This window comes from Anaerotruncus colihominis, assembly GCF_010206195.1.
Lineage (GTDB): Bacteria > Bacillota > Clostridia > Oscillospirales > Ruminococcaceae > Anaerotruncus > Anaerotruncus colihominis_A.
The window spans coordinates 121,197-134,692 of sequence record NZ_VIQT01000006.1 but is presented as its reverse complement, the minus strand read 5'-3'; the positions used below and the strand labels follow the sequence as shown (position 1 = coordinate 134,692).

10 protein-coding genes are annotated in these 13,496 nt (G+C 55.6%); 6 read left to right on the top strand and 4 right to left on the bottom strand.

The features are described 5' to 3' along the window. Positions 1 to 66: 66 nt before the first annotated feature. On the top strand, positions 67 to 249 hold the full coding sequence (locus FMM72_RS03070) for a putative motility protein (protein ID WP_160210581.1): 183 nt from the start codon (positions 67 to 69) through the stop codon (positions 247 to 249). 33 nt (positions 250 to 282) lie between these two features. On the opposite strand, the gene FMM72_RS03065 is transcribed toward FMM72_RS03070, so the two are convergent. Next, positions 283 to 714: a bacteriohemerythrin gene (locus tag FMM72_RS03065; RefSeq protein ID WP_160210582.1), complete on the bottom strand. Its 432-nt coding sequence runs from the start codon at positions 712 to 714 to the stop codon at positions 283 to 285. Between the two features lie 105 nt (positions 715 to 819). Next, entirely contained in the window at positions 820 to 1,485 is a 666-nt protein-coding gene (locus tag FMM72_RS03060; protein WP_162220548.1) for a hypothetical protein, read from the bottom strand. A gap of 188 nt (positions 1,486 to 1,673) precedes the next feature. On the opposite strand from FMM72_RS03060, the gene FMM72_RS03055 reads away from it, so the two are divergent. The 3 genes from FMM72_RS03055 to FMM72_RS03045 all read left to right on the top strand — a co-directional run bounded on the left by FMM72_RS03055 (position 1,674) and on the right by FMM72_RS03045 (position 4,838). After that, on the top strand, positions 1,674 to 2,348 hold the full coding sequence (locus tag FMM72_RS03055; protein ID WP_160210584.1) for a response regulator transcription factor: 675 nt from the start codon (positions 1,674 to 1,676) through the stop codon (positions 2,346 to 2,348). Then, the gene (locus FMM72_RS03050; RefSeq protein WP_160210585.1) at positions 2,345 to 3,706 is read left to right on the top strand and encodes a sensor histidine kinase; all 1,362 of its coding nucleotides are present in this window, start codon (positions 2,345 to 2,347) and stop codon (positions 3,704 to 3,706) included. Before FMM72_RS03055 ends, FMM72_RS03050 begins: the two co-directional genes overlap by 4 nt. Positions 3,707 to 3,803: 97 nt before the next feature. Then, entirely contained in the window at positions 3,804 to 4,838 is a 1,035-nt protein-coding gene (locus FMM72_RS03045) for a PepSY domain-containing protein (protein ID WP_162220547.1), read from the top strand. An 82-nt stretch (positions 4,839 to 4,920) separates the two neighbouring features. Here FMM72_RS03045 and FMM72_RS03040 read toward each other — a convergent pair whose 3' ends face one another. Then, a complete protein-coding gene (locus FMM72_RS03040) occupies positions 4,921 to 5,931 on the bottom strand; it encodes a pyruvate kinase (protein WP_162220546.1) in 1,011 nt (336 codons plus the stop codon). A 23-nt stretch (positions 5,932 to 5,954) separates the two neighbouring features. After that, positions 5,955 to 6,887: a transglutaminase domain-containing protein gene (locus FMM72_RS03035; RefSeq protein WP_162220545.1), complete on the bottom strand. Its 933-nt coding sequence runs from the start codon at positions 6,885 to 6,887 to the stop codon at positions 5,955 to 5,957. Between the two features lie 65 nt (positions 6,888 to 6,952). On the opposite strand from FMM72_RS03035, the gene FMM72_RS03030 reads away from it, so the two are divergent. Further along, on the top strand, positions 6,953 to 8,227 hold the full coding sequence (locus tag FMM72_RS03030) for a transglutaminase domain-containing protein (RefSeq protein ID WP_162220544.1): 1,275 nt from the start codon (positions 6,953 to 6,955) through the stop codon (positions 8,225 to 8,227). Next, positions 8,224 to 13,467 carry an alpha-2-macroglobulin family protein gene (locus FMM72_RS03025; protein ID WP_162220543.1) on the top strand — a complete coding sequence of 1,748 codons (5,244 nt, stop codon included), beginning with the start codon at positions 8,224 to 8,226 and terminating at the stop codon, positions 13,465 to 13,467. The genes FMM72_RS03030 and FMM72_RS03025 overlap by 4 nt, the downstream gene beginning before the upstream one ends. Positions 13,468 to 13,496 lie beyond the last annotated feature (29 nt).

Here is a 13,496-nt window from a genome sequence, read left to right as displayed (position 1 = left end):
CATATGGAATTGTCTTGCAATTTTTATGTTTCCGGTCTATAATAGAGTTAGTTAGGAGGGATTGTAATGGATATCAACGGGATCAGTGCAGCGAGCATCGTTTACCACATGAGTCAGATGCAGCAGGGCTTTGCAGTCGCTCTTTTAAGCGATGCGATGCAGATGACCGAGCTTAGCGGAGCACAGATGATTCAATCGATGGAATCCGCGATGCCGCCGTCGAGCCATCTGCTCGACACATATGCCTGAATAAAAAAGGGGCCGGTTGAACCGGTCCCTTTTTTATTCACTTTTTGAGGGCTGCCCGCTATCCGCTTCCTTCACAAACTCCGCAAATTTTAAATCGTCCTCCAAAAGGTGGTTGATAATCCATGCCTCTAAATATTCGTGAAAATGCTCCATCTTTTCCGGAGCGAAACGGGATGCTGTAAGCGCGGTGCTGTGAAACTTTAGCTGCGTGCTAAGATAGTTGTGTTTGGCCTGATGATCGCGATAAAGCGGAAAGCGATACTGGACTTGAAACGCTTCCTCTGCCTGAAAATGGTAGAGAGTGTAATGATTCAAAAAATCGAGACATTCACTGACTTTTTGGATATCATCGCGGCATTTATAGCTGATGAAAAAGGTATTGATCACCTTGATCAACTCTCTGTGCTGCTGGTCAAGCAGGTCGATCCCAAACTCCAGTTTTGGTTCCCAAGGGAAAATAACCATAAGTACGCCCCCCTTCGTTATCATTGTAGACGAAAGAGGGCGTTTTGTAAATGAGAATTTAGCCAGCTGTTGAAATTTTAATTGAGAAAATAAAGCAGCTGCCGATCAATCGTCAAAACCGAGCATTTCAAGGGTATCCTCCAAAATATCAGCGCGCCGGTCGGCTTCGTCGGCTTTCCGCTCCAGGACCGCTTTTTGGCTGACGAACTCCTCACGGCTGATCTGGCCTGTACGGTAATGCTCCTTCAGAATATCACCCTCAAGGTCGGCTGCATCCTCAGCGATTTCCGCTTCATGGAGTTGCTCGAACAATGCGGCGACATCCGTATTTGCGGGATCGGGGGCAGTATAGGGGATCAGCAGCTCAGCTTGGTGCTCCAGAAGATCCTCGTTGAACTCCTGCTCGGCTCTTTTGGACAATAAGGCTGCTTTTTGTTCCTGAAAGGCGGCTGATTCAATTTTGCCAATACGGAAATCAGCATCCAGAATTGCAATATCGACAGACAATGCGCTGACTTCGGCCTTGATGTTATAGTATTGATTTAGAATATCCTCCAGTTCCGCAGAGGACGCCGGAAGGCTTGCTGTACCTGAGACGGTGCCTGGCTGGGAGGATGCGGCGGCGCCGGAAGCGGTATTCAGGCCGTTGTCTGTGACGATGGGCTGTGTCATCTGGGATGTGGCTGCGACGCCCTGCGCAGTCTGCGACGAAGCACATGCGGATAACCCGGCACAAAGGCCGAGAATAAGTGCAAAAAGCATTTTTTTCATGATGAATTGTCCTCCTGGTTATACAAAGTTGGGTATTCCATGTGGTGCTGTGAATCATTTGATGAGCTTACTTTACAGGCGAATTATGAAAGAAACATTAAAATGGAAAAATATAATTTGTCCATTGCTTTCATCTACTTTTAATGATATTCTCATAAAGTAAACGAAAAAAGAAGGGGGAGTGCCGAATGCGAATTTTGGTTGCGGATGATGAACGGGAGCTGCTGGATATCACGGTCAAGCGGCTCAAAGCGGAAGGATACGCGGTGGACGGCTGTGACAGCGGCGATGACGCCGCTTACTATTTGGAACAGACGCCGTATGATCTGGCGATTCTTGACATTATGATGCCTGGACGTGACGGGCTTTCAATCCTGCGTGGACTGCGGGCGGCTGGCAGAACGCTGCCTGTTCTGTTGCTGACGGCGCTCGACGCTGTCGGGGACCGGGTGTCGGGCCTTGACGCGGGGGCCGATGATTATCTGACGAAACCGTTTGCATTTGACGAGCTGCTTGCACGTATCCGCGTGCTGTTGCGGCGCAGTTCGTCGGATAAAGCGGTTGTGCTGACGGCGGAAGATCTGACCATGGAGCTTTCAACCCGCACAGTCCGCCGCGCAGGTCAGGAGATCACGCTTTCTTCCAAGGAGTTTGCCATTTTGGAATATCTGCTGCGCAACAAGGGCGCTGTGCTGTCGCGCGCGCAATTGGAAAGCCATGTTTGGGACTACGATTTTGAGGGCGGCAGCAATATTGTAGATGTTTATGTGCGTTATCTGCGGCGCAAGATCGATGATCCATTCGAAAAGAAACTGATCCAAACGGTGCGCGGCGTCGGATATACGATCCGCCAGACGCCATGAAGCGCATATCGATCCGGGCGCGCGTAACACTGTGGTACACAGGGCTGCTTGTAGTGCTGTTGGGGTTGGGTGTTGTCTATCTGCTGTCCTTTTCCGATCAAATGCTTTCGCGCCAGACACGCGACGCGCTGCTCGATGTTGTCTCCGACGCCGTCAAGCAGGCGCATTTTGATGATGGAGAGCTTGACGACGAGAAAATTGACTTTTACAGAGAAGGCGTGTCCGTTTTTTTCTACGATACAAGTGGCCGCCTGCTCGCCCCACGTGTCAACCGCGGACTTCAGGTCGATTCGATTCTGGAGGATCAGGCGGTCAAAATGGTCAGCAATGGCCGTGAAACATGGATGGTACACGATCTCTTTGCGATTCAGGACGGAACAGGCTTTTGGGTCCGGGGCGTCGTTTCAATGTCCGGTTCCACAGCCACCATGCACGGGATGATTTTGCTTGCGCTGATCAGCGTGCCGATTTTTATCGCAGTCGCGGCGCTCGGCGGATGGCTGATCACCAGGCGTGCGTTTTTCCCAGTGGGCAAGATGGCTGAGACGGCGCAGGCTATTTCCTCTGGCAGCGACCTTTCGCTGCGCGTGCCGGACGACGGGTCCGGCGATGAGCTTTCACGGCTTGGATGCACAATCAATTCCATGTTTGCGCGCCTTCAGGCGTCGTTTGAAACAGAAAGGCAGTTTTCATCCGACGCGTCGCATGAGTTGCGCACGCCGACAGCTGTTATTATTTCCCAATGTGAATATGCGCTGTCAGACGTTGTGGACGAGGCGGAACGCAAGAAGAGTATCGACGTCGTATTGCGGCAGGCGCGGCGTATGTCCGCGATCATTTCACAGTTGCTGTTGCTTGCGCGCGCTGAAAACGGAAAATTTGAGCCAAGCTGGGAGCGGCTCAATTTAAGCGAATTGTGTGAAATGGTTTTGCTTGAGATGGAGGATACGGCACAGTCCAACGGTATCGCGCTGGAAATGCAGTTGGAGCCTGACATCATGCTGATAGGAGATCAAACGCTGTTGATGCGTCTGCTGACCAATCTGATAACCAACGCAATTCGCTATAACCGCAAAGGCGGACATGTCGAGGTGTGCCTGCAGCGCTTGGAAAACGGCGCTGCTCTGCGCGTAGCGGACACAGGCGCCGGAATCCGCGAGGAGGATTTGCCCAAGATATGGAGCCGCTTTTTCAGGGCGGACGCCTCCCGCAGCAGCATTGGAACAGGGCTGGGGCTGTCGATGGCGCGTTGGATTGCGCAGGTACATGGCGGTACGATCACTGTGGAAAGCGTTTATGGACAGGGAAGCGTTTTCACAGTTACATTACCATTCGAACAAAAAGATGAAAAACTTTAATCATGTTTTAATTTTCCGTTTGTATGATAGAACCATCGAAGGGAGCAAATTCCCTGGAGAAAAGAATTGAAAGCAGGAAAATAGAGAGGTGTCCGATATGACAACAAAGAAATTGACCGCAGCCATATTAAGTGCGGCGGCCGTAATGTCCGTTGTTTCAATCCAGGCGTTTGCCGCAGCTCTGACGGCGCAGCAGGCCAAAGCAATCGCTGAAAAGCTTGTGCCGTCTGGCAGCGCGTATGTGACGACAGAGGTCGACGACGGCCGGTATGAGGTGAAATTTTACAATCCGGCAAAGCTTGAAAAGTATGAAATCGACGTCAGCCGCGCCACGCAGAAGGCGATTTCGTTTGACAGCGAGCTGCTCGATGATCGCGGCGCGCGCACAGCCACATTGACGCAGGAGCAGGCCAAAAAGGTTGTAACCGATGAGCATCCCGGCGCAACAATTCAGTCCGTTACGGTTGATTATGACGATGGACTGATGGAATATGATGTCCGTTTCACTGCCGGCGGCTATTATGGCGAGATCACAGTGCATCCGGGGACCGGAGCGGTTCTCAAACGCGATATCCAAATTGGCACGCAGCCGACCGCCAGCGATATTAGTACCCTGATCAGCTACACACAGGCGACGGAAGCAGCGCTCAAGCAGGTGCCGGGCGGCGTTGTAACGGACGTTGACCTGGACCGTGAGGGCGGCACATACATCTATGAGATTGAGATTTATAAGGATGGGCTGGAGTACGATATTGCCCTGAATGCTACGGATGGCACAGTGCTGTGGAGCAATTCCCATGCCGACGGTTGGGAAAGCTTCCTGCGGGCCAACCCGGCGCCGGCGCCGGCTGTTTCTCCGAATGCCGCGGCCTCAACGCCGGCGCGTCCTTCAACGCCGGCTGTTACCCCTTCCATGCCCAGCGGCAACAACGGCTATATCGGTTTTGAAAAGGCCAAACAAATTGCGATGGCGCAGGCGCCCGGTGCAGTTGTGCGTAAATGTGAGATGGATTTTGACGATGGCCGTATGAAATATGAGGTTGAACTGCGCAACGGTTTCTGGGAGTATGATATTGATATCGACGCGATCACAGGCGCTATCCTTGATTTCGATATGGATTATGATGACTGAATAGATTTATAGCGGCGAACAATATTAAAACGGGCCGTGCGGCGGGAATGAAATTCCGCCGCACGGCCCGTTTGTTGTTTTATCAGCCCTTCTCCTGGAAATGGAGCGCCTCGCTGGCCGTGGCGCACAGGTAACGCATTGCCTGTACCGGATACGCGCCGGCAGCCGTCTCGCCGGTCAGCATCAATGAGGAGGCGCCGTCAAGCACAGCATTAAAGATATCGCACACCTCCGCACGCGTCGGCACAGCTGCTTTCTGCATAGAATGCAATAGCTGCGTTACAACCATAAAAGGCTTGCCGGCTGCGCGGCAAATTGCGGCCACGCGCTTTTGTGCCGCCGGCAGCTCCCACAGGGGCATATCGTTTCCAAGATCGCCGCGTGCGACGACAATATGATCGGCATGTGGGAGCAGACGCGGCAGAGCAAAAAGGCCGGCTTTGTTTTCGAGCTTTGCAAAGACGGCAATTTGCGGGGCGCCGGCGTCGAGCAATGCGCGCCGCAGCGTCAGAAGATCGTGCTCATCGCGCACGAACGGAAGCATGACGCCTGTAACGCCGTTTGCACGTGCGCGGGAAAGGTTTTCAAGATCGCTTTGTGTCAGTGTGGGCGGACGCAGCGCCGCGCCCGGTAGCGCGATGCTTTTGCGCGAATGCAGAATGCCGCCGCGAAAAACCGTGCAGAACGCGCGCCCGTCGCCGGGCGTATCAACGCGCAGCAAAAGCGCGCCGTCGTCAAGCAGCACCTCTTGGCCGGCGCGCAGAGCCGGGAAAATAAGCGGCGGAACCGGTATGGTATCCGCGGACCCGCCATCGGCCGCGAGCGTAGCGCGTGTTCCTTCCGTGAGCGCCAGCGGAGCGGACAGCTCCCCGACGCGCAGCTCCGGGCCGCGCAGGTCGATCAGCAGACGCGGCGAAAGGCGCACACGGGCAGCGGCTTCATGCAGGTTTGCGAGCCACGCGCCGCAGTCGGCGAGATTGATGTGCGAGAGATTGAGACGCACGCCCGTCATGCCGGCTGAAAACAGGTCTGTGAGCGTGTCCGCGCCGCAGCAAGCTGGGCCGAGCGTACCGTAAAAATCGAGTGCAGACATTGCAGATGGCTCCTTTCTGTCCGCTACCAGGAGCGGTTTTCCTCCAAAAGAAACGCGTAAATAGGAGGCGTGGTGTTCAGTTCACATGGAGCCGGCTGCCCATATGCGTCGATGAAAGTCTGTCGATCCCGGTTGATGGACCTTTGCAGAGCGCCGGCATCAGGCCGCGGCGGCAGGCTGATTGGGTGTGGGTCCGGGACGGGCGCATAGCTTTCGGGACAGGCGGGGACGTTCCCGATTGTTTGCAGGAACGTTTCAGCTTGTTTTGGTGTGAGCGCGCCGCTCCAATAGGCCGCCAAATTTTCCCCCCATCGGTGGTCCGCAAGCATATAGCTGTCATCCTTGAGAAAATAACGGTAGGTCAGCAGACCATCCCGGAGCACATTCTGCTCAAGCTGCGGGTCGAGATGATACCATATGCCGTCAATCTGTACAACCGTCCAGGCATGGTCGATGAAACGCCCGTCGACAGAAATGGTCAGGCCGGAAACATATGCGGCCTGATATCCCATGCGGTTGAGCAGCACGGTTAACGCCGCCGCGAAATCCTCACAGGAGCCGACACCATAACAAAGCGGGCTGACTGCGCGGCTTTCTACATAAGAGGGCGCGGGCGTGCCAGGCGCGCTGTGCCACCGCCAGGAATCCAGACCCACAGGGTCCGCGAAATAGGTGTGCCCGATGATATAAGAGTAGGCGGCGCGAATTTCCTCCGCAGGTTCGCCGCGCGGCAGGCCAGCGGTGATTTCGTCGGCACATGCGGCAATATAGGCATTTTCCAGCGGGAGCGCGCCTTCCCATGCCACCGTGGCGGCAGGCTCAGGAACAGCAACGGTTATCGGCGCGGACACGGTAGAAGAAATCGGCGGCATCGAAGGAACCGGCGCGGCTGCTTCGGTTCCGGAACAACCGGCCAAACAGGTCAATAAACAGCCAATTGTTAAAAATTTTTTCACAATTATGCATGATTCCTTCCGCTTTTTTACACTTCAATTATATAGGAAGGGGGAGGAAAAAGCAATTGCCTTTGTTTAGGACAGGGCGCGCCGCTATTTTCAGGCGGCTATTGCCGCTGCTGCTTGCGGCGCTTGTTTTGTGCTGCTGCGCTGCTCCCACACGGCAGCCTGTACAGCGATTGGACGTTTCCTTCTCGGGGCAGGCGCACTCTATCAATACGGCCGATCCACAGAGCAGGCAGTTTTTTTATGGGCGCAGCTGCCTGAAGGGTGGGGAGCTGGCGTTGTATGATCTTTTAGATGACGCTCTGCGCAGATGGAATACGGGAAACCGTCTGGAGCTGCCCTCGCCATTGGATGCACGGGCTCTGAAACGGGTGTGGGACAGCGTGCTGTATGACCATCCCATTTATGATTGGGCGCGCTGTGTTTATCCGGATACGGACGGACTCATTACCTACTGCATCCTGGAGCCGCGCGCCGGTTTGACTGTCGAAGCAGCCAGGGCGCGCAGCCAGGAGATAGAGCGCGCCGCCGGTCAACTGTTGGAAGGGATCGGCGGATCGGATTTTGAAATTGCTGTTGCAGTGCATGACGCGGTGCTGGAACGAATTACCTATGAACAGGGAACGCAGGACGCGGACGCCGGGTCGGTTTACGGCGGCCTTGTGCGCGGGCGCGGCGTATGCGACGCCTACAGCCGGTCGTACCAATATTTGTTGCAGCGGATGGGAATTGCCTGCTGCTATATCACCGGCATGAGCGGACGGGGTATTCCGCATTCATGGAATGCCGTTCTATTGGAGGACGGCTGGTATTATGTGGACATCACCTGGAACGATGTACCCGATGAAAAGGGATACTTGTTCCACGATTATCTATTGGTGCATCCAGAGGAGCTTACATCCGACCATTTTCCAAACACAGAGCCATACGGCAAATTGCCGCCGGCGGGCACGGGGCGGTTCAATTATTATATACAAAACGGCTTTTTTGTAAACGCACAGGCCGGACAGGATCCTGTGCCGCCCATTGCAAGGGCGTTTGCGGATCAGTTGTCCACGCGGGAGCTGACGGACGAAAAGCGCCCGGTCTTTCTGGAGATCAGGGTGGACGGAGATCCGGCGCAGTATGCGCGCTGGCGCGACGCGTTTAATGAGCATCTGTTTGATATCCTGAGTGAGATGAAGCGCCTCGCATTGGAAGGCGGCTTGCCGTTTGAGATTGAAACAACCGGATCGGTCACATATCACTTTAATGACAGCACACGGGTATTGACGCTGTTTCCAAAAGCGTCGCTGCCCACACGGGAGAGTGTAGAGAGAGGGGCATCATCATGAGTGAACAGGAGAAAATGAGCGCGTCCTCACAGGTCCCGGAGGAGGAAAACACGCACACAGAACAGGAGACGCCGCAGGAAGCAGCGTCCGCGCCAAAAGGCGCAGAACCAAAGCAGGCTGCCAGAGATTCGGGCGAGGATGCCGGAGCTCCGCAGCAGCCGGGCGGCCCGCTCGCTGCGCCCGCCGGGAAAAACTTCCGCTGGCAGAAGCGGCATTCGGCGCTGCTGGCCGCGGCTCTGTTTGTGGTGCTCGGCGTTGCGGCTCTGGTCCGGCAAAGCGCTCCGGCAAGACCGGTTGATGCGCCTGTTTCGAGCATGGCGTCGTCTGCTGTGCAGCCGGGAGTTGACTTTGAATATCCGGAGGACGAGGCCATTGATGTGGCAGCTTTCTCGTCGGTTTATCTGCTTGACGGGGGATTTGTTGAGATCACGCCGCAGCCGTGGTTTGAACCTAACAGCGACGGCGCCCCCCTGACGCTGGAGTATTTGCAAAACTGCCTGAAGCTGTCGCCGCCGTATCCGTTCACCGTTACGGAGGAACAGGGGAAGTTTCGGGTCTATATTGAGGACATGGAGAAAAACGGCCAAGTTGACCTGATCCTGCCATACAGGGATGGCGGGGAGGAGGCTGCGTGCCGGTACACGGCCTATAAGAAGCTGTATGGGAATCTTGATCTGGAGGACGGCTATGGGGGAGCGGCGATCGACGCGCCGATCCGCGTGGAATTCAATTCCCCGATATCTTTGGAGTCTGCGCGCGGCCGTGTGTTCCTGCGTCAGGATATAGGCGACCCCGACCAGCTTGCGCCAGCCATACCGTGCGATGTGTCATATGAGGAGTACGCCGTAGTGCTTACGCCGCATAAGCTGCTTGATTATCGGGCCGGTTATATGGTTGAGCTGGCCGGCACGCTTGCATCGGTGGCCGGCGCGCGGATGGGAGCGCCGGATAGGCTGTATTTTATGACCGAGCAGCGCACGTTTTCCGTCTCAATTGTGGATGGCAATACAAACCTGTTCCGGCCGGGCGCGGATATCGAGCTGACATTTGAGGTGAAAACGGAATGGAGCCAGGGCCTCGACGCCAAAACCGAGCTGTTCAGGCTGCCGGGAGTCGAAGCGTACCAGGCGGTATTGACAGGCGAAAACGCGCAACATAGCGGGGACGGGGATACCGGGGCGGTACATATGGACGACGGCTTCCCGTCCGTGACTTACGACAATCCCGGCATGGGGTACTATCTGTTCCGATGCTCGGTGATGGATCAGAAAACCGGCGAACCGGTGGTGGTCGAGAAACCGTTCATGGTCTCCACAACGGCCGTCTATTTGCAGGCGGCCGGCGAAAGCGATCTGATCTGGCTTAATGACTGTACGACCGGCGAGGCGCTCGGCGGTTATACCGTTGTATTCACACAGGCGGGCGAACAAGTCGCGCGCTTTGTGACAGAGATGGACGGGACGGCCCTGTTTAGCCATACAGCCGTTGCAAAAGAGCCAACCTGGGAAGGGCTGGATGCTGACGACGACTGCATCTTCACAATCTACGACCCTGCCGGAAAAGCGGTTTATACCGACCGGACCGCGTGCCTTGGGTGGGACAGCCGGTCTGAGGAACGGTACTATTCATTTTTCTACCTCGACCGCGCGCTGTACCGGCCGACGGATACGGTGAACTTCTGGGGTTATGTCAAGCCGTACCGCATGAACCGGGGCGCCATGCCCACCCAGGTGGAGGTGGTGCTTGACGAAGGCGGCCTTGACGAGCGCGTGCAGGTTTTGCTGAACACGGACGGGACGTTTTCGGGTTCGCTCTCATATGAGCAGGTGGCCAGCTCGCAGTATGGTATATCGGCCCGTATGCTCCTGCCGCCGCCATACCTGGAGGATAGCAGCGGCAATCCGGTTACGACGCATCATATCGATACCATATGGGTCGATATCAAGGATTTTGTGACGCCGGCATATACGATTTCCTCGTCGGTCGACAAGCCGATTTATCGTTCGGGCGATACTGTTTCAATCACCATCACACCCACATTTTATGACGGTACGCCGCTGCCGGATTATCCGATTGAATTCAGCGTGTTCAACCCCACAAGCGGCAATTTTGAGGCGATTCAAAAGCTGACGACCGACAAAAAGGGCGTTGCATATGCGACGGTTAAAGCCGGCGAGAATATGTCCGCCTATTCCTGGAAGCCGACATACGGCTATTATTACATCAAGATCGCCAATGACGGCGAAACCGTTTCCCATCAGGGGAGCTACATTTATACGCCGGGCAATGTGATCCTGCGCCCGGAGGTTACGTTTGACGCGCATGGAGCGCGGCTGCGGGTGCTTGCCAACAGCGTTACGCTCAACGGCGTCAGGGACGCTGAACAGGCGCAGCAGTTGGTCGATGCAGATGATGATGCTTACGACGTTCTGATCGGCGCTCCGGTCGATATGCAGTTGTCCGTGGAAACGGATTTGCGCTACTATATGCCGCGTGAGCAGGGGGAGGATGATCCGTCCGGCCGGTACATATGGGACGAAGAAAACATCGCCGCCGTCGAGGTGAAGGACGGCGCCGGCACAGCCGAGCTGCTCGCCGCCGGCGCGTTCGATCCGTCCGAGTACGGGCGGGTTTCCGCCACGGTATCATATGTGCATGGCGGTAATACGCTTTCAAGCAGCGCCAGCGCCTCCTACAGCGGCGGCCGGCGGCGCGCTTACAGGGGGCCGGATGAAACCGCGCCGAAGGGATATACGTTCAATGTTTACCGCGGCGATGAGCCGGAGCCGGTCCAGACGTATGAGGAATACCTTGGACGCACCTTTGTTGAGACGGATGTGGGCGCGCCGCTTCAGTTTGAGCTGCTGCGCGACGGCATCCCGGTACAGGGCGGCCGTATGATCTATACGCTTGTACAGGACGATATCATCGTGCGTGGCAGCGCAGACGCGGCGCTTACGCTGACGCCGGATCAAAGACATGCGAACAGCATCCTGCTCGTGGCGGCGTATTTTGACGGGCGCGACGTATACGCGGTCGCCAACTGCTACATCCGCATCAACCAGGAGAGCCTTGCGCTGGAGATTGAAACGGAGCTTGACAAAGAAGCGTATATGCCCGGCGACGTGGTGACGCTGTCAGCGAAGGTGCGCGACAAAAACGGCAATCCGGTATCGGCGCAGATGTGCGTCAGCATCGTCGACGAGGCTGTGTTCGCTCTGCGCGAGCAATACTTTGATATTCTGGCGTCGCTTTATGGGGAGATGAATTTCTACAATTATTATATTTATAAGTATACGTCCCTGACGGGCGACATCAACCCGTTTAACAACAGCGGCGACGGCGGCAAGGGCGCGGGCGACAATCTGGAGGCATACGACATCTTCCGCGACGACTTCCGCGACACAGCCTTCTTTAAACCGCTGCAAAGCGATCAGGACGGCAACGCCTCTTTATCGTTCACACTGCCGGACAATATCACCTCCTGGCGGATCACAACGCTGGCCGTGGGCAATAACCTGTATGCCGGAGCGTCAAAATCAAACCTGGTTACGACGCTGCCGTTTTTTACCAAGCCGGTCCTCAGCCCGAAATATATTGAGGGCGACGAGGTCACAATGCTTATTCAGGGGCACGGCACAGCGGTTAAAACAGGCGGCGCGATCAGCTATGAGGTGCGCGTCACCGGCGACGGCGTTGATGAAACCTATACGCGCAGCGGCACGGCCTATGAGCCGGTTGAGATCAATCTCGGTAAGCTGACCGAAGGAGACTATACCGTTACATCGACTGGGCAGTTCGGACAGATGCGCGACACGGTCGAGCTGCCGCTGTCCGTCATCAGCAGCAATCTGGAACTGATCGTCAACCGTGAAATAGATCTGAAAAAACCGGTCGATATCAAGGCGCTGCGCTATCCGGTCGTCATCACGATGTATGACGACGCGTACAAAGCGTATAACGACAGCATCAGTTCGCTGCTGCGCCATTACTGTTTCCGTATTGATCAGCGCATGGCACGCTTTGCGGCCAAACGCGCGCTGATGCAGCTCGGCGATCCCGAGGACCTGCCGCGCCATATCCGCGTCAGCGACAGCGACGTATCGGGCTATCAGAACTTTGACGGCGGCGTCGGCTGGTATACCTACAGCGATCAGTCCGATCCGGCCGTCACGATGAAGGTGCTGATGTTCGCGGGCGACATGTATGATCTGGAGCGTATGAAAGGTTATTTTGAGGGCGTCAGGGACGATCAGACGCGCAGCGGGGCCGAGCGGGCGGCGGCATACGCGGGGCTGGCGGCGATCGATTCGGCTTATACGGCGGATATCCGGGAAATACTCGATTCACAGCCGGATATGAAGCTGAAGGAACAGCTTTACTATGTCGCCGGCCTGGCCTATGGAGGCGATGAAGCGGGCGCGCTGGCGTATTACGAAAAGCTTGTCACGCCGCGCCTGCGTCATGATGTGGAGGGTGCAAAATGGCTTGAATATTCGAACGCGGCTTTGAAACAGGACCGTTTGGTGGAAAACGACGAGGTGACAGCCGCCGCGTGGATCACGGCTTCAAAACTCAATCTTCCGGACGCGGACGGTTTTGCGGCGCACTTCGCGCGCAATCGCTGGCGTATCGATTCCATTTTTGAATGTATGATCTACGTGGTCAATTATGGGACGCCTGTGACGGAAGCGGCGAAATTCAGCTACACATCCGGCGGCGAGCTGCACGAGGTGGATCTGGCGGGCTATGGATGCAAATCGATCACCCTGAACCGCAGCGAGATGCAGGATTTGGCGTTTCATGACGTACCGGACGCGGTGCGGGCGGCTGCGTACTATATTGGCGAACCGGAGGAGGCGGGCTTTGAAGACTCCGGAAATATCGGTATGCAAAAGGACTTTGAGGAAATGGAGGACGGGAAATACAAGGTGACGCTTACCGTTAAATTTGAGGATGACGCGCCATATGGATTTTACAATATCAGCGATTGGGTTCCGTCAAACATGCGCCTGCATACGATCGCAAAGCAGCCGCAAAGCTCCATGCTGACGGTGCACAGCGAACAGGAAAACCAAAAGCTGTATTTTGATTTTTACCGTACCGCTTATACGCCGAAAACCGTCTATATCAACTATTACACGCAGCGCACCTTTGATACGCAGGCCGTGGTCGACCGCGCGTACCTGATCTGCGCGGAAACCGGGGACAGTGCCTTTACGGAACGCGACCGGATTTGACAATATTGGAAATATTCTCTGCAAAGTAT

Bases quoted from the DNA above. Each gene is read 5' to 3' on its own strand.
- FMM72_RS03070 (WP_160210581.1), top strand. From the start codon at position 67: ATGGATATCAACGGGATCAGTGCAGCGAGCATCGTTTACCACATGAGT.
- FMM72_RS03025 (WP_162220543.1), top strand. From the start codon at position 8,224: ATGAGTGAACAGGAGAAAATGAGCGCGTCCTCACAGGTCCCGGAGGAG.
- FMM72_RS03060 (WP_162220548.1), bottom strand. From the start codon at position 1,485: ATGAAAAAAATGCTTTTTGCACTTATTCTCGGCCTTTGTGCCGGGTTA.
- FMM72_RS03045 (WP_162220547.1), top strand. From the start codon at position 3,804: ATGACAACAAAGAAATTGACCGCAGCCATATTAAGTGCGGCGGCCGTA.
- FMM72_RS03055 (WP_160210584.1), top strand. From the start codon at position 1,674: ATGCGAATTTTGGTTGCGGATGATGAACGGGAGCTGCTGGATATCACG.
- FMM72_RS03050 (WP_160210585.1), top strand. From the start codon at position 2,345: ATGAAGCGCATATCGATCCGGGCGCGCGTAACACTGTGGTACACAGGG.
- FMM72_RS03040 (WP_162220546.1), bottom strand. From the start codon at position 5,931: ATGTCTGCACTCGATTTTTACGGTACGCTCGGCCCAGCTTGCTGCGGC.
- FMM72_RS03065 (WP_160210582.1), bottom strand. From the start codon at position 714: ATGGTTATTTTCCCTTGGGAACCAAAACTGGAGTTTGGGATCGACCTG.